General features: G+C 62.1%; 22 protein-coding genes and 1 tRNA gene. 6 read left to right on the top strand and 17 right to left on the bottom strand.

Going from position 1 to position 21431, the window contains the following annotated elements; all coding sequences use genetic code 11:
* Window positions 1-92: 92 nt before the first annotated feature.
* Both QZ653_RS05745 and QZ653_RS05740 read right to left on the bottom strand, forming a co-directional pair.
* On the bottom strand, window positions 93-1112 hold the full coding sequence (locus QZ653_RS05745) for an RluA family pseudouridine synthase (protein WP_296418449.1): 1020 nt from the start codon (window positions 1110-1112) through the stop codon (window positions 93-95).
* Window positions 1113-1200: 88 nt separating this feature from the next.
* The gene (locus QZ653_RS05740) at window positions 1201-2214 is read right to left on the bottom strand and encodes an AbrB family transcriptional regulator (RefSeq protein WP_296418447.1); all 1014 of its coding nucleotides are present in this window, start codon (window positions 2212-2214) and stop codon (window positions 1201-1203) included.
* Between the two features lie 150 nt (window positions 2215-2364).
* Here QZ653_RS05740 and QZ653_RS05735 point away from each other — a divergent pair, with 150 nt between their 5' ends.
* A complete protein-coding gene (locus QZ653_RS05735; protein WP_296418446.1) occupies window positions 2365-4548 on the top strand; it encodes an NADP-dependent isocitrate dehydrogenase in 2184 nt (727 codons plus the stop codon).
* A 71-nt stretch (window positions 4549-4619) separates the two neighbouring features.
* Here QZ653_RS05735 and QZ653_RS05730 read toward each other — a convergent pair whose 3' ends face one another.
* The 3 genes from QZ653_RS05730 to QZ653_RS05720 all read right to left on the bottom strand — a co-directional run bounded on the left by QZ653_RS05730 (window position 4620) and on the right by QZ653_RS05720 (window position 6815).
* The gene (locus tag QZ653_RS05730) at window positions 4620-4946 is read right to left on the bottom strand and encodes a hypothetical protein (RefSeq protein WP_296418444.1); all 327 of its coding nucleotides are present in this window, start codon (window positions 4944-4946) and stop codon (window positions 4620-4622) included.
* A gap of 262 nt (window positions 4947-5208) precedes the next feature.
* On the bottom strand, window positions 5209-6642 hold the full coding sequence (locus QZ653_RS05725) for a helix-turn-helix transcriptional regulator (protein ID WP_296418442.1): 1434 nt from the start codon (window positions 6640-6642) through the stop codon (window positions 5209-5211).
* Between the two features lie 96 nt (window positions 6643-6738).
* Window positions 6739-6815: transfer RNA gene (locus tag QZ653_RS05720), tRNA-His, on the bottom strand.
* Between the two features lie 138 nt (window positions 6816-6953).
* On the opposite strand from QZ653_RS05720, the gene QZ653_RS05715 reads away from it, so the two are divergent.
* Both QZ653_RS05715 and QZ653_RS05710 read left to right on the top strand, forming a co-directional pair.
* Window positions 6954-7142 carry a DUF6324 family protein gene (locus QZ653_RS05715; protein WP_296418440.1) on the top strand — a complete coding sequence of 63 codons (189 nt, stop codon included), beginning with the start codon at window positions 6954-6956 and terminating at the stop codon, window positions 7140-7142.
* Window positions 7143-7185: 43 nt separating this feature from the next.
* Window positions 7186-7998, top strand: coding sequence for a DMT family transporter (locus tag QZ653_RS05710; RefSeq protein WP_412765993.1), 813 nt, complete (start codon window positions 7186-7188; stop codon window positions 7996-7998).
* On the opposite strand, the gene QZ653_RS05705 is transcribed toward QZ653_RS05710, so the two are convergent.
* The 6 genes from QZ653_RS05705 to QZ653_RS05680 form a co-directional block, all read right to left on the bottom strand.
* Window positions 7995-8456: an MmcB family DNA repair protein gene (locus QZ653_RS05705; RefSeq protein WP_296418436.1), complete on the bottom strand. Its 462-nt coding sequence runs from the start codon at window positions 8454-8456 to the stop codon at window positions 7995-7997. The two genes, QZ653_RS05710 and QZ653_RS05705, sit on opposite strands and share 4 nt — an antisense overlap.
* 469 nt (window positions 8457-8925) lie before the next feature.
* Window positions 8926-9408 carry a transcription antitermination factor NusB gene (gene nusB, locus QZ653_RS05700; RefSeq protein WP_296418434.1) on the bottom strand — a complete coding sequence of 161 codons (483 nt, stop codon included), beginning with the start codon at window positions 9406-9408 and terminating at the stop codon, window positions 8926-8928.
* Complete coding sequence (locus QZ653_RS05695; protein WP_296418432.1) at window positions 9405-9944, bottom strand: 6,7-dimethyl-8-ribityllumazine synthase; 540 nt, start codon at window positions 9942-9944, stop codon at window positions 9405-9407. The genes nusB and QZ653_RS05695 overlap by 4 nt, the downstream gene beginning before the upstream one ends.
* 116 nt (window positions 9945-10060) lie before the next feature.
* Window positions 10061-11191, bottom strand: coding sequence for a 3,4-dihydroxy-2-butanone-4-phosphate synthase (gene ribB / locus QZ653_RS05690; RefSeq protein ID WP_296418430.1), 1131 nt, complete (start codon window positions 11189-11191; stop codon window positions 10061-10063).
* 131 nt (window positions 11192-11322) lie between these two features.
* Window positions 11323-11553 (bottom strand): hypothetical protein, encoded by a 231-nt coding sequence (locus QZ653_RS05685; RefSeq protein ID WP_296418428.1) that lies wholly within the window; start codon window positions 11551-11553, stop codon window positions 11323-11325.
* A complete protein-coding gene (locus tag QZ653_RS05680; RefSeq protein ID WP_296418427.1) occupies window positions 11550-12146 on the bottom strand; it encodes a riboflavin synthase in 597 nt (198 codons plus the stop codon). Before QZ653_RS05680 ends, QZ653_RS05685 begins: the two co-directional genes overlap by 4 nt.
* Before the next feature lie 148 nt (window positions 12147-12294).
* Here QZ653_RS05680 and QZ653_RS05675 point away from each other — a divergent pair, with 148 nt between their 5' ends.
* From QZ653_RS05675 to QZ653_RS05665, 3 genes are all read left to right on the top strand, one after another.
* Complete coding sequence (locus tag QZ653_RS05675) at window positions 12295-13578, top strand: capsule biosynthesis protein (protein ID WP_296418425.1); 1284 nt, start codon at window positions 12295-12297, stop codon at window positions 13576-13578.
* A gap of 185 nt (window positions 13579-13763) precedes the next feature.
* A complete protein-coding gene (locus QZ653_RS05670; RefSeq protein WP_296418422.1) occupies window positions 13764-14885 on the top strand; it encodes a polysaccharide biosynthesis/export family protein in 1122 nt (373 codons plus the stop codon).
* On the top strand, window positions 14882-16921 hold the full coding sequence (locus QZ653_RS05665) for a capsular polysaccharide biosynthesis protein (RefSeq protein WP_296418420.1): 2040 nt from the start codon (window positions 14882-14884) through the stop codon (window positions 16919-16921). Before QZ653_RS05670 ends, QZ653_RS05665 begins: the two co-directional genes overlap by 4 nt.
* A 30-nt stretch (window positions 16922-16951) precedes the next feature.
* Here QZ653_RS05665 and ribD read toward each other — a convergent pair whose 3' ends face one another.
* The 6 genes from ribD to QZ653_RS05635 all read right to left on the bottom strand — a co-directional run.
* Window positions 16952-18019 (bottom strand): bifunctional diaminohydroxyphosphoribosylaminopyrimidine deaminase/5-amino-6-(5-phosphoribosylamino)uracil reductase RibD, encoded by a 1068-nt coding sequence (gene ribD, locus QZ653_RS05660; protein WP_296418418.1) that lies wholly within the window; start codon window positions 18017-18019, stop codon window positions 16952-16954.
* 23 nt (window positions 18020-18042) lie between these two features.
* Window positions 18043-18510 carry a transcriptional regulator NrdR gene (gene nrdR / locus QZ653_RS05655; RefSeq protein WP_296418416.1) on the bottom strand — a complete coding sequence of 156 codons (468 nt, stop codon included), beginning with the start codon at window positions 18508-18510 and terminating at the stop codon, window positions 18043-18045.
* Window positions 18511-18644: 134 nt separating this feature from the next.
* The gene (locus QZ653_RS05650; RefSeq protein WP_296418414.1) at window positions 18645-19139 is read right to left on the bottom strand and encodes a hypothetical protein; all 495 of its coding nucleotides are present in this window, start codon (window positions 19137-19139) and stop codon (window positions 18645-18647) included.
* Window positions 19140-19162: 23 nt separating this feature from the next.
* Window positions 19163-20698 (bottom strand): amidohydrolase, encoded by a 1536-nt coding sequence (locus QZ653_RS05645; protein WP_296418412.1) that lies wholly within the window; start codon window positions 20696-20698, stop codon window positions 19163-19165.
* Window positions 20695-21093 (bottom strand): secondary thiamine-phosphate synthase enzyme YjbQ, encoded by a 399-nt coding sequence (locus QZ653_RS05640; protein WP_296418410.1) that lies wholly within the window; start codon window positions 21091-21093, stop codon window positions 20695-20697. The genes QZ653_RS05645 and QZ653_RS05640 overlap by 4 nt, the downstream gene beginning before the upstream one ends.
* Window positions 21094-21146: 53 nt before the next feature.
* The coding region (locus QZ653_RS05635) for a sigma-70 family RNA polymerase sigma factor (protein ID WP_296418408.1) at window positions 21147-21431 on the bottom strand (285 nt) is incomplete at its 5' end.

The following is a 21431-nucleotide window of genomic DNA, read 5'->3' as shown; positions in this document are numbered from 1 at the left end:
GTTCCAAGGCGCATGACAGTGCATTCACGCACATGAGATACGCATGGGGCTATTGTTACATTTTTCGGGCACAATGCTGAACCGTGGCGCGTTCACTTCCCGCCAAGGTCCTCGATCAGCTGTTGCATGTCAGTCGGCATGGGTGCCTCGAACCGCATCATGTCGCCGGTCACGGGGTGTTCAAACCCCAAGGTTGCTGCGTGCAAGGCCTGTCGCGGGAAAACCCGTGCCGCCTCACGACCCCGTTCACCGACCGCCTTTTCAGACAATTTGCGCCGCCCGCCATAGGTCGGATCACCGATCAATCCGTGACCCGCATGGGCCAGATGCACGCGGATCTGGTGCGTGCGCCCGGTCTCCAGCCAGCAATCCAGCAGGGCTGCAACCGCCGGTGTGCCCAAAGGCTGCACAATTCGCGCCCGCGTCACCGCATGACGTCCGTTGTGCCAGACGACTTGTTGCTTCTGACGGTCATGCTTGTGGCGCGCCAGTTGTGTCTGCAGCTTCAGGATATTGCCCGGTTCGAACGATGCCCCCTTCACGCCGCGCACACGCGGGTCATTGCTGTCCGGCACGCCATAGCAGATGGCGCGGTAATGGCGTTCGACCGTGTGCGCCTCGAACTGCGCGGCCAGCCCGTGGTGGGCGCGATCCGACTTTGCCGCGACCAGAAGGCCGCTCGTTTCCTTGTCGATCCGATGCACGATGCCGGGCCGCTTTTCGCCGCCCACACCGGACAGGCTGTCGCCGCAATGGTGCAACAGGGCATTGACCAAAGTCCCCCCGGGCGTGCCGGGGGCCGGATGGACCACCATCCCCGTGGGCTTGTTGATGACAATCAGGTCGTCGTCTTCAAAGACCACGTCCAGCGGGATGTCTTCCGCCGCCACATGGTAGTCTTGGGCCACCTCCACGGTGATCAACACAGCGTCACCTTCGGCCGCTTTCGCGCGCGGGTCCGTGACGACCGCACCGTTCACGCGCACCGCCCCGTCCGCCAGCAGCCGCGACAGACGCGACCGGCTGAGCGCGGCCTCCTCAGGCACATCGCGCGCCAAAGCCTTGTCCATGCGCGCAGGTGGCGCCTCGCCAATGATAAACTCTACCGTCATGCCCGTCTCATACGCCGACGCTCGGGCGTTGTCACCGCCCCGTCCTGTTTCGTTTTGCCCGAAATACTCCCGCCGGAGGCATCCCGCCCTATCCACCAAACCAGCGGTCCACCAGCGGGGCACCCACGATCACGAACACGATCCGCACCAGATGATGCGCCACCACGACCGCCGCATCGGCCCCTGCCACCAGCGCCACAATCGCCATTTCCGCCTGACCACCGGGCGAGAATGCCAGAACGGCCTCCGTCAGGGGCAGCCAGCCTGCATGGATAATTGCCACAGCGAACACCGCCCCGACACACAGGCTCAGCGCCGAAAAAACCACCCCTGCCGTCACATCCACCCGCAATTCGCGCCATGTTATGCCGCTGTATTTCACGCCGATGGTGAAGCCGATGAAAAACTGCGCCGCCGCAATCGCCTCAGCGGGCGGGCGGTGGTGAATGACGTCGGCCAGAGACAACGCGGCGGTCAAGAACAACGGCCCCAGCAGTGACGCGCCAAACAGCCCGATGCGCAGCGCCACGCGCCAGCCGACAATCCCCGCCACGGCCAGAATCACCAATTCCTGCCAGGGCACCGCGGTGAATGGCGCACCCGCAGGCTGGTTCAAATCCACTCCGTAGAAGTAGGCAAAGACAAAGGGCAGCACCATCACCACAATCAACACCCGCGTGGCGTGGATCAGCGACAGCGCACGCACGTCACCGCCTGCCTCTTCCCCGAACAGCAACATGTCCTGCAATCCGCCGGGCATTGAGGCATAGAACGCGGTCGGGTGATCAAACCCGAACCCGCGCCGGAACAGCGGATACCCCACAGCGCCCACGCAAATGACCAAAGGCGGCACCAGCGCCAGCGTCCAGATCAACGTGCCCATCTGTGCAAACAGCGCAGGGGTGATTGTGGCCCCCACGGCCACCCCCAAAATGGTGCGCATCACCTGACTGGTGCGCGGCGCACCGCGCAACCGCACCCCGCACAACGCGGCAATCAGACATCCCAGAAGCGGCCCCAACAGCCATGGCAACGGCAGGGCCAGCGCCATGAAGACAGCGACGCCTGCGCCGGATATAAGAAGGGTCAATAACAACGCCATGTCCCCACCTGCCACGGCATCCCCGTCCTTGCCTAGACCGGTCGCCAAAAAATCGGACCAAATGTCCCGATCTGCTGCGTTACGGTGGACGATGGTATACAAAGCCGCTAAACGGCCCCCAAACCGCACCGATACAAGGGACATTACCCCATGACCAAGATCATCTACACCACCGTTGACGAAGCCCCGCAGTTGGCCGCCGCGTCGTTGTTGCCCATCATTGAACGTTTTCTCGCGGAGGCAGGAATCGACGTTGAAACCCGCGATATTTCTCTGGCCGGTCGCATCATTGCGGCCTTCCCCGACCATCTGACCGACGCACAGCGCCAGTCCGACGCGCTGGCCGAACTGGGTGAACTGGTGAAAACCGCCGATGCCAATGTGATCAAACTGCCCAATATCTCGGCTTCCGTGCCGCAGCTGACGGCCGCGATCACCGAACTGCAGGCGCAAGGCTACACACTGCCCGACTACCCCGAAGACCCGCAGACAGACGAGGAAAAGGCCGTGCGCGCCAAATACGACGCCATCAAAGGGTCGGCGGTGAACCCCGTGCTGCGGGAAGGCAACTCCGACCGCCGCGCACCTGCCGCCGTCAAGGCCTTCGCCCAAGCGAACCCGCACCGGATGGGCGCGTGGTCGGCGGACAGCAAAACCCGCGTGGCGACCATGGGCGCGGATGACTTCCGGTCCAACGAAGCCTCGGTCACGCTGGCCGATGCCGCGACATTGCGCATCGAACATGTGGCAGGTGACACTGTGACGGTGATGAAAGACGGCCTCGACATGCCCGCAGGCACCATCGTGGACAGCACATTCATGTCCGTCAAAGCGCTCAAGGCGTTCTATGACAAGACCATCGAAGAGGTCGCACAGGAAGGCACGCTGTTTTCGTTGCACATGAAAGCCACGATGATGAAGGTCTCCGACCCGATCATCTTCGGCCATTGCGTGCGCCAGTATCTGGCCCCCGTGTTCGCGGCCCATGGCGACACGTTCGCGGCCAACGGCATTTCCCCCAACGGCGGCCTTGGCACGATGCTGGCCAAAATCGCGGAGCTTCCCAATGGCGATGCGATCCTCAAGGAAATTGATGACGTGATGGCCTCCCGTCCGCCGCTTTACATGGTCAATTCCGACAAGGGCATCACCAACCTGCATGTCCCCTCCGACGTGATCATCGACGCCTCCATGCCTGCGGTCATCCGCGCAGGCGGTAAGGGTTGGGGTCCTGACGGGGAAGAGGCCGACACCACCTGTGTGATCCCCGACAGCTCCTACGCAGGGGTCTATGCCGAAAGCATCGACTATTTCAAAGAAACCGGCGCGCTGGACCCTGCGACCGCTGGCACCGTGCAGAACGTCGGCCTCATGGCGCAAAAGGCGGAAGAATACGGCTCCCACCCGACGACATTCGAAGTCCCCGCCGCAGGCACGATGCGGGTCATGTCGGGCGACACGGTCCTCATGTCCCATGAGGTCGAGGCCGGTGACATCTGGCGCATGGCCTCCACCCGCAAAGCGCCGATCGAGAACTGGATCGAACTGGCCATCGAACGGCAGGCGGCCGAAAACTGCCGCGCGATTTTCTGGCTGGATGAGACCCGCGCCCACGATGCGGAACTGCTTAACTACGTGCGCCCTGCCCTTGCAGACCGTGGCCTGACCGACACGTTTGAGATCATGGCCCCCACGCCTGCGACCCGTGCATCCTGCGAAGAAATCCGCGAAGGCCGCACGACCATCGCCATCACCGGCAACGTGCTGCGCGACTACCTGACCGACCTCTTCCCCATTCTCGAGGTTGGCACATCGGCCAAAATGCTGTCCGTCGTGAAACTGATGCAGGGCGGTGGTCTGTTTGAAACCGGTGCCGGTGGGTCCGCGCCCAAGCACGTCCAGCAGCTGATGGAAGAAAATCACCTGCGCTGGGACAGCCTTGGCGAATTCTGCGCCTTGGGTGAATCGCTGCGGTTTGCAGGCTCCGACAAGGCCAAAGTCATGGGCGATGCGGTGGATGCGGCAACAGAAAAGCTGCTGTCCAACGGCAAATCGCCGGGCCGTAAGGTGGGTCAGGACGACAACCGCGCGTCCCACGTGCACTTCGCCCTTTACTGGGCAGAGGCGCTGGCCAACCAGACGGCGGACGCCGAACTGGCCACAGCGTTTGAACCCGTGGCACAGGCGCTGTCCGACAACCTTGAGACCATCCTGTCCGAGATCAAGGCAGGGGCCGGTCAGCCCGTCGATCTGGGCGGCTACTACCACGGCGACGCGGCCAAAACCGCCGCTGTCATGCGCCCCTCCGCTACGTTGAACGAGATCATCGGCTAAACCTTCAGGGTCCAGAACCGCAAAAGGCCCGCCTTTTCCGAGGCGGGCCTTTTTTGTTTCTACACGAGCGCCTAGCGGATGTCGTAGACGAAAGATGCCCCGTTGCCACGATCCCGCGTCACGGTTGCCTGAGATCCGGCCACCGACCAGATCTGACAGTCCAGATCAAGGGTGCGCGTGGTGCCGATGCGCCCCTCGCGGCAGGCGGCACCATCCACCCATGTCCATGTGCCGCTGATCCCGTCCCCGTTCCAAGGGCCTGAAAACGTGCCGTCGGCATTGAACATGAATGTGTTTCCCTCAAACGCCAAAGTCCGCCCGACGATCGCTTGTTCGAACTGGGCCTGTGTCCCCAACATCACGGCGGCCCCGTCTGCGTCGGTAGCCGGGGTGGTCATGCAGGCGGTTAACCCTCCCAAACCCGCCAAAGCAATGAAGCGTGTTACATGTGTCATCGTTGTTAAATCCTTCCGGTTGTCCGCGCCATCCAGCCCCGTCACAGGCCCGTCACCAGCCCGTCACAGGCCCCGACGGGTCCGCACTGTTCAGCGTCCCGCCAACGGACTGACGTCAAAGGCAGAACATCACGCGGCGTGTTTCAATGGCCCGAACCTGAGCCAGCGGCCGGACCTTGAAAACACGTAAAAACCTGCGGGTACCTCAAATGGGGTATGTGCCCGCAATGGCACGTAGCACAGACCGCAGGGACGCACCCTCGGTCAGATGCCCCATCTCCGCCATGACCTGCGGGGGCCTGCCGGACACATAGTCGGCCAGCCGCGTCAGATCCTCCAGATCGTGAACCCGATCCTGCGCACCGTGCCAGAACTGTTTGGTCACCGGCAAACGCCGCGCATCGTCCCAGTCGAAATGCACCTGCCCCAGATAATCATGACGGATCGACCCTATGGACTGTCGCACCGCATATTTCAGCCGCGCCGCTTTCTGCGCATCGCTGAAGACGCTGTCCAGAACAACCTTATCCGCAGCGCTGCCGCGAAAAATGCGGCGCACCGTCCGTTCCAGTCGCGGCAGATCGAAAACCGCCCCCGAGAGGTGCTGGGCAAACACCATCGCCATCCGCCCGTTCTGGCGCAGCGCCCGCACCAGAAAATCCCCGAAATATCCGTCCCGTGTCCGCGTCCGGCCTGCCGAATAACAGGTCGAGACAAAGTCGATCTGTGCCACGCTGTGCGGATGCCGCGCCGCCAGCGTTGTGGCATACCCGCCAGAAGACACCAGGGCCACAACCGGCACCGGGGCTGCGGAAACAGCCTCCAACACGGCGGCGCAATCCGCGACAGCGGCGTCACAATGGTCCTGCCATGTGCCCGACTTCAGGGCCGACTGGCTGAGACAACGGGGACGGACGGGCCAGATTGCCCGCAGCCCAAGTTCATGAAAAAGCGCGACATCCTCCGCGTGGATGTCCGGAAACACCATCGGATGCAGCACCATCACGACCCGCCCCGACACAGGCCCCATGTCCAGATAGCGCACCGTTGCACCATCGCCGCGTTCGACTGCGGCACAGCGCACACCTGCGGGAAGGAACGCGCGGTAGGGGCCAAAACCCGCATCGCCGGATCGGTGCAGCGCCGACAGTCTGGCCACCAGCCGGTGCGCCACCTGACCGGCCAGCCCAACCATCGCCGCCTGCGTATCGACGGCAAGCTTGCGAAACGTCCCTTGCAATTGCTTGCGCCGCGTCGACACCGCGACCCCCGCACGCGCTGCACTCTCATCGACCGACAAGCCGCACGCCAAATCCAGCAGGACCTGATGTTCCGCATCCGACAGGGGCGCGGACAGATGCGCGCTCACATGCGCCCGAAAAACTTCGGCCGGAAGGATGAATGCCCTCGTGCCTGTGGCGCAGGCAAGCGCAATCTTGCGCGACCCGACCGCCTGCACAGGCCAGGGGTCGAGGGTGTCCTCTCTGTCCACCACCCAGACAGGGGCGTCGTCAAACCAGAACGACGGGACGTCATCGACTGCACGCAGTTTGTCGGAAAAGGCCACAAGCCCCGCGTGACCCTCATCCAGCGCATCGGCCAGCACCGGCAGTGCGTCCATTCCCGACAGCTGTTTCATGCCACACCCCCAAATGGGCAACAGCGTGGCATCTGACGCGACATCTGACAAGCCATAGGACCAGGCCAACCGCGCATGCGCACGAAAAAGGGGGGGTGGTACCACCTCCTGGTCTCGAACCAGGGACCTCTTGATCCACAATCAAGCGCTCTAACCTACTGAGCTAAGGCGGCACACGGGCGGATTTAGCCAGACCGCACGCCGATTGCAAGAGGCTTGCCCACGCTTTTCGCACCCGATCGCCCCTGCCCTTGCCATTTGCCCGCCCCCCGCGCTAGATCAGTCGCAACGCAGCCGAAGGACCGGACCGCATGGGTATCAACGACGACAGCAATATCGAAGCCAGCCTTCAGATCGGGCCGACCGATCTGGGTCAGGTCCGTTTGTTCGTGGATGCAGGCCAGTTCGAGGTCCCGATGGATTTCACCCCCGAAGAGGCCGAGGAAATCGCCGAGGATATCCTCGCCGCCGCCAAGGCCGCACGCGCTGTTCAGGGATAAATCACCCCCGCTTTGGCAGATAGCCGCAACCGTGTTCGTGGCCATGACCTGCATCGTTATCGGGGACACCGCAGGCAAGATGTTGACGCAGGACGGGTTCAACCCCCTCTTTGTCGCCTGGACGCGGTTTGCCCTTGCCGCTGTGGTTCTGGCCCCGTTTATGGGGCTGACACAGGCGGATATGCCCGCCCTCAAGGACCCGCTGGTCTGGCTGCGTGCGGTCCTGATCGCGGGCGGAATCGCGTGTATCCTGACTGCCCTGCGCACCGAACCCATCGCCAATGCATTCGGGGCCATGTTTATCAATCCGGTGGTGGCCTATGTGCTGTCGGCGCTGGTGTTGAAGGAACAGATCACACCGGCACGTTCGGCCTTGTTGGTGTTGGGGTTCGCCGGCGTCATGCTTGTCGTCAAACCGGGCTTCGGGGCAACACCGGGGCTGTTTTTCGCACTGGCCGCGGGTCTGCTTTATGGCGGCTTTCTGACCACCACCCGCGTTGTGGCGCAAAGATACCGTCCCCGGCTTTTGCTGATGACGCAGCTTGTCATCGGCGCAGTGATCCTTGCCCCCTTCGGCCTGTCCGCATGGCCCGACACGATCAGCGCGCCGCTGTTCAGCCTTGTCGTTCTCAGCGCGCTGGCCTCGGCGGCCGGCAACCTGCTGGTGGTTCTGGCCAGCAAAACAACAGACAGCAGCGTCATTGCGCCGCTGATCTATCTGCAACTGATCTCGGCCACGGCCATCGGATATCTGGTGTTCAACGATGTGCCCGATCCGGTCAGCATCCTCGGACTTGCCCTGATCCTGACCTCCGGCCTTGCCGGTCTGGCCCTTGTGCAAAAGGGCCGACGTTAACCCAGCGGGGCCGCCGGATCCCGCAACGCCTGCAACCGCATCGCCGCCGTGCGGGCAAATTTCTGCACCATGACCTTGCGACGCGCAGGCGCCAGTTTGTCTTCAGGCCCCATGCGCACGATCTCCGCATCATAGGCATCCGCCAGAATAAGCCCCGTGTCCTCGGGCAACAGCTCGGTCGGGAAAGCCCCGTCTACAGCCCAGAAAAACCGGTCGCACCACTCCAGATAACCCTGCCATTTGCAGTCTGACTGGAAATCCGCACGGCTTGATTTGCACTCCACCACCCAGACCTCACCTTTGGGTCCCAATGCCATCACGTCGACGCGCAACCCGCGCGCGGGCACCAGTTCCTCGACACAGACAAAATTCAGAGCCCGCAGATGACGACAAACCCCCCGCGCCAAAAGCTGGCCGGGCTGCATCAGGGCGTCTGGGTGCATCAGATCATCAGGCATGTTCCAAACATGAACAATTCATGAACATCGGTCAAGGCCATGACGGACCCCCTCGTTTCGTTTTGCCAAAAATACTCAAAACACCCCCTCGATGCCCAAGGGCTGCCGCCTCCGGTCCCGCCGCCAAAATTCTTCGAATTTTGGCCCCCGCCCGCGGCACGCGCCCTTGTACGCCACCCCCCCACGCACTACGTCTGATGGTGGCGGGCTTCTGCTCTTCTCGTAAACATGAGGCAACATTCCAGTGGCCTTAAGCAAATCCGAGGGGGCTGGCGCTGTCGTGGCCCTGGTCACGTTACCTGGTCCCCACCTGTACATACAGGTCCTCGGGAATTAGACCTCTACGGTCGCTGCGGGGCCCGCCACCCTAACCGCGATGGTTGACCAGATGGAAAGCGGCCCTCCGGGGGGAGTTTTTCGGGCCAGATGAAACAGGGGACCCGCGCACTGGCAGATCGCGCGTTTCGCCTTAAAAGGCGTCGGGTTTCACTTCACGGGCCATGTGATCCAGCACGGCATTCACGAACTTCGGCTCGTCGCCCGCATCAAAAAACGCTTTCGCCACGTCCACATATTCCGAAATTGCCACTTTGGGCGGGGTGTCGCGCCCGATCAGTTCGACGCCGGCCGCACGGAACAAAGCCCGCAACGTCGGATCAATCCGGCCCAGTGGCCAGCGGGCAACCAGCGCACGGTCGGTCAACTGGTCGATCTTGACCTGATGATCCACCGCCCGTTCGACCAACATCTTGAAATGCGAGATGTCGCCGTCGATCATCTCCGCCCCGTCATAGGTCTCCCCGAACCGGAAATTCAGAAACTCTGCCGTGACGGCGTCCAGCGTCTGGCCGCTGTGTTCCATCTGGAACAGTGCCTGCACCGCATAAAGTCGCGAGGCGGACTTCATCTTGCGACGTTGATTGCCGGACTGGTTCGAAGGGGTGTCGTTCATGCTGTGGGTGTGCCGTCCATTTTGCCTGCCATCAGGACGTCGCTGGAAAACCCAACGCCGCCTGTCGCGCGGCCCCACTTACGGGCCAGGGCAATCAGGTGCAAGGCCGCAGCCGCAGCCCCGCCGCCTTTATTCTGATCCGAAGGATCAGCGCGGACGGCAGCCTGTTCGTGGTTTTCCACGGTCAGGATGCCGTTGCCGATGCACAGCCCCTGCAATCCCAGCAGTTGCAATGCGCGGGAGCTGTCGTTGCAGACCGTGTCGTAGTGGGTCGTCTCACCGCGGATGACGCAGCCAAGGGCCACGTAGCCGTCAAAATTGCTCATCCGTTCGGCGATGCCGATGGCGGTGGGAATTTCCAACGCGCCGGGAACCTCGATCACCTCATGGGTGGCGCCTGCGGCTTCGATCTCGGCCACAGCACCGGCCAGCATGTTGTCCGCGATATCCTTGTAGTACGGCGAAATCACGATCAGCAGCTTGGTTTCGCGGTCCACCTTTGGCGTGGGGATGATGTAGTGGGAGGGTCCGGCCATATCTGTGGTTTCCTGAATCAGAATATCATGATGGCGCGGTGCGCCTTGAAAGGCAGCGTTTGCGCAGCAAACGCGTTCGAGCGGTGTAATCGCGTCGTTTGAGCAGGAAACACCACTTATCCAAGCTCCGAAATTTTGCGCGTGCCGACGATTTCCAGCCCGTAGGCCTCAAGCCCGACGATCTTGGGGCGCGGCGAATTGGTCAGCAGTTCGATCTGGCCCAGACCCAGCGAGCTGAGGATCTGCGCCCCAAGCCCGTATTGCCGCAAGGTCTGGGGGGAGACTTCGTCGTGGGCCACGATCTTCATCGAGGTGTCGCGCAGCAGAACGACAACGCCGCGTCCTTCTTCGGCCACGCGTTTCATCGCCTCGCCAAATTCGGCTGTGCGGCCCTTGGGGCCTGCACCCACCACATCCAGCATCGGATCCATGGAATGCATGCGCACCAACACTGGCGCGTCACCGGTGATATCGCCTTTGGTCAGCACGATGTGTTCGTCGCCGTGTGTTTCATCGGCGTAGACTTTCATCTGCCAGTCGCCGCCAAATTCCGACGTGATGGTTTCTTCGGCCTGTACGCGCACCAGATTGTCGTTGCGGCGACGATAGGCGATCAGGTCGCTGATGGTGCCAATTTTCAGCCCGTGCAACTGGGCGAAGGCGACCAGATCGGGCAGCCGCGCCATTTCACCGTCGTCCTTCATGATCTCACAGATCACACCGGAGGCGTTCAGCCCGGCGAGGCGGGAAATATCCACCGCTGCTTCCGTGTGGCCCGCGCGGACAAGCACACCGCCTGCGCGCGCGCGCAGCGGGAACACATGGCCGGGGGTCGCAATGTCCTGCGGGCCTTTGGTGGGGTCGATGGCGACGCTAACGGTGCGTGCGCGGTCGGCGGCGGAGATGCCCGTGGTCACGCCCTCACGCGCTTCGATGGACACGGTGAAGGCGGTTTCATGCCGCGACGAATTGTGGGTCGACATCAGGCTGAGGCCCAGCGCATCCAGACGTTCGGCTGGCAGTGTCAGACAGATCAGCCCGCGCCCGTGGGTCGCCATGAAATTGATCGCATCCGGTGTGGCCATCTGCGCGGGGATCACCAGATCGCCCTCATTCTCGCGGTCCTCATGATCCACCAGAATGAACATGCGTCCATTGCGTGCGTCGTCGATGATCTCCTCGATTGAGGAAATCGCGTCGCGGTAGTCGGTTTCAACCGGTCCTGGGGCTTCGAACATATCGCTCATGTGGCGTCCTTTTACGGGCTTTGGCGTCAGATAGCCCGTGGCGCAGGGTTTGGAAAGACATGGGACGGGGGGTTATTTGGCAGACCGGCCCTCCGGGGGGAGTTGTATTGGCCAAGATGAAGCGGTTGGTGTCAGTCAATCAGCCAGGGAATGTCGCGGATCGCGGCGGAGTAGGCTGCGAATTGGGTTTTGAAGGACGGGCCGTCGGCGGCGGACAGGCGGCGCCAGCCGTGGCTGTCTTCGGGATCGCGGCGGCATTCGGCGTAGGTGAAATCTGCGTCGCCACGTTGGATGATATCCACACAGCGGTCGCCGGTATCATCTTCGAGGGAGGCGACGACAAGGGGTTTGGGGGCAGTCATCTGTAGTCCGCCAGTCGCGCCACGTAGCGGGCCATTGTGTCGACCTCAAGGTTCACAGCGTCCCCGACCTGCGCATCGCCCCATGTTGTCACGGTCTTGGTGTGGGGGATGAAATTGATGCCGAAGCGCGCGCCGTCGACTTCGTTCACGGTCAGGGAGGTGCCGTTGAGCGCAACGGAGCCTTTGGGCGCGATAAAGCGTGCCAGATCGTCCGGTGCCTGCAGCGTCACGCGGGTGCTGTCGCCTTCGTCGCGCATGTCCACGATGTCTGCCACGCCGTCCACATGGCCCGACACGATGTGCCCGCCCAATTCATCGCCCACCTTGAGCGCACGTTCCAGATTGACCCGTTTGCCGACCACCCAAGCCGACAGGGACGTCAGGTTCACCGTCTCGGCCGAGATGTCCACGTCATACCAGCCGCGCGGGTCGGTGCCTTTGTCCACCACCGTCAGACACACCCCGTCCGATGCAATGGACGCGCCGATGTCGATGCCCGCGATGTCATACCCGGTGCCGATCCGCGCGCGCAGATCGCCGCGGTTCTCCAGCGCCAAAATCTCGCCTACGTCTGTGATGATCCCTGTGAACATGGCGCGGCCTTTCGATTATTCCCCGTGTGCGGTCAGGCGTAGCCTCTTGATTGGATAGGGGCAAGGTGACTAGGTGGGGCACCATAGCCATAATTCCGCCCATTTGGGCCGTTAAGGATAGAACAAGACCGACCGACAGGACCCTTTCGTGACCGACGCCACGCCCGCCTTTTTGTTTCTGCAAGGCCCCCACGGGCCGTTCTTTCACCGGCTTGGCAAAATGCTGCGCCGCGCGGGGGCGGATGTGTGGCGCGTGGGGTTCAATGCCGGCGACCGGGCGTTCTGGTTCGGGGCCAAGGGCTATATCCCCTATCGCGGCACGCCTGAGGACTGGATGGAAACCTTTCGCCGGATTGTCGCGGACAAATCCATCACCGACATCGTCCTTTACGGCGACACCCGCCCGATCCACGCCCATGCGGCGGAGGCCGCGCGCGACATGGGCCTGACGGTCCATGTCTTTGAAGAAGGCTACATGCGGCCCTATTGGGTCACCTACGAACGCGGCGGGGCCAACGGCCATTCCCGTCTGATGGACACCACGGTGGACAACATGCGTGATGCGCTGGCGCAATCCGATCTCGACATCCCCGAGGCCCCTGCCCATTGGGGCGATATGCGCCATCATGTGTTCTATGGTGCGCTTTATCATTGGTTTGTGATGTTCCGGAACGGGGACTACCGCAACTTCCGCCCCCATCGGGACCTGCCGTTGATTGCGGAAACCGCGCTTTATACCAAACGTCTGTTGCTGATGCCGTGGTTCGCGCTCGACCGGATGGTTTCGACCTTGCGCATCAAACACGGCGGGTTTCCCTATCATATTGCGCTGTTGCAGCTGGAACATGACGCCAGTTTCCAGATGCATTCCCCGTTCACCAAGATGGAAGACTTCCTCAAGGTGATTATCGAGGGCTTCGCGGCGGGTGCGCCCAAACACCATCATCTGGTTCTCAAGGCGCATCCGCTGGAAAACGGGCGCAGCCCCTTGCGGCGCATTGTGCGTGCACTGGCCAAGACCCACGGCGTGTTGGACCGCGTGCATTACGTCCGCGGCGGCAAACTGGCGCAACTGCTGGATCATGCGCGCACGGCGGTCACGGTCAATTCCACGGCCGGTCAACAGGTCCTGCACCGTGGTATCCCTCTCAAGGTGTTTGGCGATGCGGTCTATTCCAAGCCGGAATTTGTGTCCGATCTGCCGGTTGAGGCGTTCTTCGCCCAGCCCGGCCGCCCCGACAACCGCGCCTTCAAGGATTACCGCCGCTATCTGTTGGAGACCAGTCAGGTGCCGGGCGGGTTCTATTCAGCGCGCGGGCGTCGGCAACTGATGCGTCAGGTGGTCGACATGATGCTGGATCCCAACGATCCCTATGATGCGCTGCGCAGTGGCAAGGCCCCCCCGCGCCAGCAGTTGCGTGTCATAAAGTAGCGGCCACTAGATGTGGCAAGGTCGGTTGCACGTTGGCCACACCCCCTACGCTGACGCACGTTTAACTGGATTTTCACGCGGGATTCCCGTAGTTTGCAGACAAAAGGTGAGGTGAATTTGAATTCGCCCGCGAGACGTTTGAGGCAGAACAATAACAGGTCGAGGAGACCGGAGCAGTGAAATCCATGAAAACGCGCCTTGCAAAAGGTGTAGCCCTCGTTGCGGCGCTGGCCGTTGTTGCATCCTGTGGCCTGCCCCGTTCAGGCCCTAACAAACAGGAAATTTTCGCAGGCTCGGTCATGCGGGATGGCGATGCTTTTGTGTTGCTGGTTGACGACCGAGTGAACCTTGTGGCCGGTGTCACGCCTGCGCTGGGATTCTCGGCCGGCTTCCGCAACGCGTCCCAGCTGGGCAGTGATACAATCCGTCCCGGTGATACGCTGGGCCTGACGATCTGGGAAAACGTGCGCGATCCGCTTTTGGTGGCCACAGGCCAGAACGCCACGGTGCTGGACGAGGTTCAGGTTGACGGCTCCGGCTTTATTTTTGTGCCCTACGCAGGCCGCATCCGCGCGGCTGGCAACACACCTGAGGCGATCCGCCGGATCATCACCCAGAAACTGGAGGAACAGACGCCGGACCCGCAGGTGCAGGTGCGCCGTCTGGCCGGTGACGGGGCCACGGTGTCTATTGTCGGCGCAATCAGCGGTCAGGGAGTTTACCCGATTGAACGCCCGACCCGCACCCTGTCGGCCATGCTGGCCGCAGCAGGCGGTGTGTCGGTCTCCCCCGAAATCGCGCGCGTGACCGTGACACGGGGCGACCACACGGGCGAAATCTGGTTTGAAGACCTGTACGACCATCCGGGCCATGACATTGCCCTGCGTGCAGGGGACAAGATTTTTGTCGAAGCCGACACGCGGACCTTTACCGCCCTTGGTGCCACTGGCGCCCAATCGCGGCTGGCGTTTGAAAGCCAGACGATTTCCGCCATCGAAGCGATTGCCCAAGTGGGCGGGCTGAACACCAACCTTGCCGATCCTACCGGCGTTTTTGTGTTCCGCAACGAACCCGAAGAAATCGCAGAACAGCTGGTGGGGCGCAACGATCTGACCGGCACCCAACGTGTGATCTACGTGCTGGATCTGACCGAACCCAACGGCATGTTCATGGCCCGCGATTTCGCGATCCGTGACGGCGACACCGTTTACGTGACCGAAGCGCCGTTCAGCCAGTTCAACAAGACGATCTCTGCGGTCTTTGGCACCTTGGGTCAGGCCACGTCGGCCGCCTCTCTGGTGCAGTGATCCCAACAGACGATCCTTTCAACACAGCCGCCGCGCCCGAAAAGGCGCGGCGGCTTTTTGTCTATAACGGCGGGTTTTTGACGCAAAAGCGCATCCGCCGCATTCTGACCCTGTCGGGCTATGATGTGTCCTTGGGCAAACCCGGACCGGACGATATGGTCGGCGTCTGGGGGCAATCGCCGACCTCATGGCGGGGCGAGGCCGTTGCAGGCCGCACCTCCGCGCCCGTTTTACGCGTTGAGGATGCGTTTTTACGTTCCGTCCTGCCCGGCCGCGACGGGGAGCCGCCCCTGGGCCTGCATCTGGACACCCGTGGCGTCCATTTTGACCCCGCGCAGCCCTCCGATCTTGAGGTGCTGTTGACCGAACACCCCCTCGATGACACGCATCTGTTGAACCAGGCCCGTGATGGCATGGCGCGTCTAAAGCGGCTGGATCTGAGCAAATACAACGCCCATGATCCCGCCTTGCCCGCCCCTGCCCCCGGTTTCGTGCTGATCGTGGACCAGACCAAGGGTGACGCGTCGGTCACCGCGTCGCGGGCGGATCGAAATACGTTTCTGGAGATGTTGTTCATCGCCCGTGAAGAACACCCTGCCGCGCCGATCTACATCAAAACCCACCCCGAAACCCTGCACGGCCACCGCGACGGGCATTACCGCGATGAGGACTTGGGCGAGAACGTTTATTTCCTGACCGATCCCGTCTCTCCGCACGCGTTGCTGGACGGGGCGATTGCCGTCTACACGGTGTCGTCGCAACTGGGGTTTGAGGCCGTTTTGGCAGGTCATAAACCGGTTGTGTTCGGCCAGCCGTTTTATATGGGCTGGGGGCTAACGGATGACCGCCAACCGCTGGACCGACGCCAGCGCAACCTCACCCGCGCGCAGCTTTTTGCGGCGGCGATGATCCTTTATCCGCGCTGGTATGACCCCTACCGCGACCGGCTGTGTTCCCTGTCCGACGCCATCGACACAATGGAGGCGCTGACGCGCTGCTGGCGCGAGGATCATCGCGGCTGGGTGGCGTCGGGCATGCGGCTATGGAAACGGCGCCCCTTGCAAGATGTTTTCGGGCGGCACCGCAAGGTGGTTTTCGAAGACGATCCCGACAAGGCCGATACGTTGGCGGCAAACACCGGACGGGGCCGCATGGTCTGGGCTGGAAAATCCGACGGCCATGACAGCGCCATGCGCGTGGAAGACGGGTTCTTAAGGTCACGCGGGTTGGGCGCGGACCTGATCGCGCCCCTGTCCCTCGTCCTTGATGATCTCGGGATTTACTACGACCCCACGGCCCCCAGCCGCCTTGAGGCGTTGATCGAAGCCTCGGTGACTTTAAGCGCGGCCGACTGCCAACGCGCCGAGACGCTGATCGCGCGGATCACCGCCGCGGGTTTGAGCAAATACAACCTTGATGCAACTGACCTGCCCGATGACCTGCCCAAAGGCCGCCGTATTCTGGTGCCTGGACAGGTCGAAGACGATGCCTCAATCCGGCTGGGCACTACGGACGTCCGAACGAACCGCGATCTGCTGATCGCGACCCGCACGGCGAACCCTGCGGCCAAAATCTTCTATAAACCGCATCCGGATGTGGAGGCTGGCCTGCGCGACGGGGCGGTGCCCGATGCCGCCAACCACGCCGATGTGATCCTTAACAAAACGTCGCCCATTGCGGCACTGGATGCCGTGGATGCGGTCTGGACGATGACGTCAACCTTGGGGTTTGAGGCGCTGTTGCGCGGCAAGGACGTCACCTGTTTTGGCACGCCGTTTTATGCAGGCTGGGGGCTGACCGACGACCGTGCCCTGCCCTGCGTGCGGCGCAGCGCGCAGCCAAACTTGGCGCAATTTGCCCATGCCTGCCTGATCGACTACCCGCGCTACCACGATCCGGTGACCGGCCTGCCCTGCCCTGTGGGCGTGGTTCTGGACCGGCTGGAACAGGGCACTGTCCCGCGCCCCCGCCGGGCCAACCGACTGTTGGCCAAGCTGCAGGGGGCCTTCGCATCCTACGCGCATCTGTGGCGATAGGATGAAAGCGGCCCTCCGGGGGGAGTTTTTCTAGCCAGATGAAGCCGAGGCCCGCTGCCAGCGGTGCATCAGATCAGCCCCCACGGTGCGTGTTTCGATCAGCTTGAACCTCGGCGCATCGGACAGACGATCGAGCCCCATGGCACCCACCGAAGGCGTGCCTTCGGCGCCGAGCATCAGACCAGCGGTAAATCCCACGACCTCATCCACCAGATCAGCGGCCAGCAGCGATGCAGCAAGGCTGCCACCCCCTTCGCAAAACACGCGGGTCAGCCCGTCGTCCGCCAGTTTCGTCATCATATCAACGGGGTCGATCTGACGGCCATGGGCGGCGCAGGCGATCGTCTTGGCGCCGGTGTCCTGCCACGGCGCGACGTTGGCATCGGCCCCGTGGCACAGCCACAGCGGTGCTTGATCTTGCGTCGCGCGCAGTGCGGCAGCGTCGATGTCCAACTTACGGGAGGCCACGATGCGCACCGGCTGCCGCGTCACGCCGATGTCGCGGACCGTCAGCGTTGGATCATCGGCGCGCACTGTGCCAGCACCCACCAGCACCGCGTCATGGGCGGCCCGTTGCGCGTGTACCATCCGGCGCGCGTCCGGCCCTGTGATCCATTGGCTTTCGCCCGTCGCGGTGGCGATCCGCCCGTCAAAGGAACTGGCGAGTTTCAAAGTTACGAATGGACGGTTCTGGGTCATCCGTGTGAGGAAGCCTGCCATGTCGCGTTGCGCTTCGGCGGCACGCACCCCAGCCTCAACCTCAATGCCTGCGGCGCGCAGCATCGCGATGCCCTTGCCCGACACCCGTGGATCAGGATCATCTGCAGCGATCACAACGCGCGCCACATTTGCGTCAATCAGCGCCTGTGCACAGGGGGGCGTTTTGCCGGTGTGGGCGCAGGGTTCCAGCGTGACATAGGCTGTCGCCCCTGCCCCGTCGCAGCGCGCCAGCGCCTGCGTTTCCGCATGAGGCCGCCCGCCATCGGCTGTCCAGCCGCGGCCAATAACACGACCGTCCTTGACGATGACGCAGCCCACGTTGGGATTGGGCCAGACACGGCCAAGGCCCCGCCGCCCGAGCGACAGGGCCAACCCCATAAAACGATGGTCTAAAGTGCTGCTCAATCGTCCGATTTTTCAGGGGGGCGCAATTCGCTCACGAACTTGTCGAAGTCGTCTGCGGCCTGGAAGTTCTTGTAAACGCTGGCAAAACGGACGTAGGCGACAGTGTCGATCCGGGCCAGCGCCTCCATCACGATCTCACCGATCTGTTTGGACCCGATATCGGTTTCGCCCATGCTTTCCAGACGCCGGACAATGCCCGAAATCATCTGGTCCACGCGTTCGGGTTCAACAGGGCGTTTCTGCATCGAAATCCGGACGGAGCGTTCGAGCTTGTCACGGTCGAAATCTTCCCTCCGACCGTTCGATTTGATCACCACCAGATCGCGCAGCTGCACGCGTTCATAGGTCGTAAACCGGCCGCCACAGGCGGGGCAAAACCGCCGCCGCCGGATGGCAACATGGTCTTCCGCTGGGCGGGAATCTTTCACTTGGGTGTCGACGTTTCCGCAAAAGGGGCAACGCATGGTCTGTCCTCGTCATCTGCCTCTGGGGTCTTATGCCCCATTTATCCACAGCCACTATAGGAGGCGGGATAAGTTTTGGGTAGTAGGCAATTCACACCACAAGATCATGGAGCGCAAAGGTCACAGTTGTGCGGTCAATCCGGCAACTCAACCCACATACGGTCCACAGAATTCCAACTGTAACCCAGCGCCTGCTTGGCCTCGAAGAGCTCTTCACCCCAGTCAAAGTCAACGGTCGCACGGTCGCAGGCCAGATCAGCCAAGGTGTCCTCGCCTCGTTTCACGCTAACGCCACCGAAACGGGGCGTCGGATGATCGTCTTCGGTCTCATCATCAAACATCCGGTCAATTCCGGCAAAGACACCATAGCGATAGCCTTCGTTCGTAAAGATGACGTCTTCGAAGATGGACCGGCCCGCCCCGGGCCATGGCCGGTAATCCAACGTGGCCACAGGCTCCGAAATCTCAAGCTCGGGTTCGCTTTTCAGAGGGCCGTACCGGTAAAACGCGGTGTCTGGTGTAAAGCAAACCCGAAGAAATGTGTCGCGCCCCTCGATCTGGCAGGCCATGAACGTGTCCTCACCGGAAAGACATGCGGCCAAGGTTGAGGATGTCCAAGAAACAGCCATCAAAACGCCCGTCGTGATTGTCTTTATGTTGAGATATGCCAAGTGTACCCCCGTGATGTTTCAATATATTCCGGCCATGAAAACTGGACCGGTGGATCATAGTCACACAGCGGGGGGATGGTCGCCTCCCCCGTGCGCCGTTCAAATTCATCCCACGCCGCTTGCCGCGCGTCGGCGTCTTCCAGAAGGCGCAGGGCTGATGCCGCCAGCACCTTGGCAGCCACCTGAACCATCGGATCAATCGTTGCGGGTATTCCGCCCAATGCGTTCATCGCCCAAGCGGGATAGGGGCCGCCCTTAAGTGCGGGTCGCGCCATATAGAACCGCGCAGTCGGCGCATGCCACGTCATGTCGGTATAGTCATCGGACGTGGAATTGAGCTGGCTGGGCGGCAGGTCACGGCGCAAGATAGCCTCTGCTTCCTGCGGTGGGATCAGCGCCTCACAGGCGGGCAAGATTGGATCGGCATCGGGCGTCATTCCGCAGTTTTGCTGGATTTTTCGCATGATGTCCTTGGCCGTTTTATCCCAGACAGGCGCGCCAACCTTTTGAATTTGGTCCCAAACCAAATTGGCCATGGCGTGGTTCGGCAACCCTGGGCGGGATTTGCAGACCCAGTGCCGTTCAACCCGACATCCGGTTTGCTGGGCGATCGTTTCCGCCAAACCATCGAGCCGCGCGGTGATCCGTTCGGCCAGTTCAACCGTCGGCACCCGCATCATATATTGCAGCTCTGCCAGCGCTGCGGGCAGGTTGTCTGCGGTCGCCTGCCCGGCTGAAATGATGGCCTCCGATATTGACCAGCCGCCCGTGTGCGGGGCCATCGTATCGCGCAACATGCGGCCTTGTGTGTACATCATCACCAGTGCGTCGTTGGCGCCGGGCGCGCGAATGTCGGAATGGCTTTGCGGGATCGGAGCGCCGTCTTGTGCGCCAAAAAGGTGCGGGTCATCGCAGATGAAGCGGTAAATCATCGAATAGGCCGCACCACAGTGGGTGTCCCAGCGCACCGTGTTGCACAGCGGCAGCATGTAGAACGGATGAAACGACAGCATGCCCGCCAGACCGTCGTAGTACCCCTTGGCGGCATGGATGGGTTTCGACCCGCGCACCTTTTCCGCAGGCTCACCGGTAAAGCGCAAGCCCCCTTTGATACCATGACGCTCCATCGCGGCTTTGGTAGCAAGAAGCCCGCCTAACCCGCTGATCCCCAAGGCGGAATGGGGGTCCGTGTGCCCCGCCGCTAAGGGGGACATCCCTGCGCGGGGGCCTCGTTCAGCTGACGCGGCCTGACAGTTTCCGGGCACGGCGTCGTATTCCGCGTACATGCCCACAACCGGCCCCGGCCCGTTTGACCATTCGGCGCAAAAGGCCGTTGGCATCCCGCCGCTGCCCTCTTCCACGGTGAAGCCTTCGCCGCGCAGGCGGTCCACATACCACGCGGCAGACCGGTATTCGCGCCACGCGGGCTCCGCATAGTCAAAAAGCGTTGCGCAGTCGCGCGACAATCCCTCTGCCGCCCCATCCACCCACGCCATCGCCGTCCCACGCGCGGTCATCTTAGCATCCCCACGACGCGCCTGCGGTGGGCCATCGCGCGATGTTCGAAAAGGTAAATTCCCTGCCATGTTCCCAGCTGCATCCGCCCATCAACAACAGGAATAGACAAGCTGACGGGCAGCATGGCGGCCTTGATATGGGCGGGCATATCGTCCGGCCCCTCATAGGTGTGACGCAGATACGACATTGACGGATGATCGGACGGCGGCACCAAGCGGGAAAAATAGGCCCGCAGATCGTCCTGCACCTCGGGGTCGGCATTTTCCTGAATGAGCAGTGAACAAGACGTGTGTTGCACAAACAACGTCAACACGCCCGTGCCCGACACCTGCCCCGCCACTTGATCCGTGAACTCATACAGTCCCGGCCCGTTTGTCGAAATCACCCAGTCCATAAAACAAATGTCCCCGCTGGATGGCGGGGACACAAGCGTTATTTTACAAGCGTTTACTGATCCAGGAATGACCGCAAGCGGCGCGACCGGCTGGGGTGTTTCAGCTTGCGCAGCGCTTTGGCTTCAATCTGGCGGATCCGTTCGCGCGTCACGCTGAACTGCTGACCGACCTCTTCCAACGTGTGGTCCGTGTTCATCCCGATGCCAAAGCGCATCCGCAGCACACGTTCCTCACGCGGGGTGAGAGAGGCCAGAACCCGTGTCGTGGTTTCCTTGAGGTTCTCCTGAATGGCGCTGTCCAGCGGCAGCACGGCATTCTTATCCTCAATGAAATCACC

It is taken from the genome of Pseudooctadecabacter sp., assembly GCF_020627745.1.
Classification (GTDB): domain Bacteria; phylum Pseudomonadota; class Alphaproteobacteria; order Rhodobacterales; family Rhodobacteraceae; genus Octadecabacter.
The sequence above is the reverse complement of the archived record's forward strand: the minus strand, read 5'-3'. Positions and strand labels throughout refer to the sequence as shown.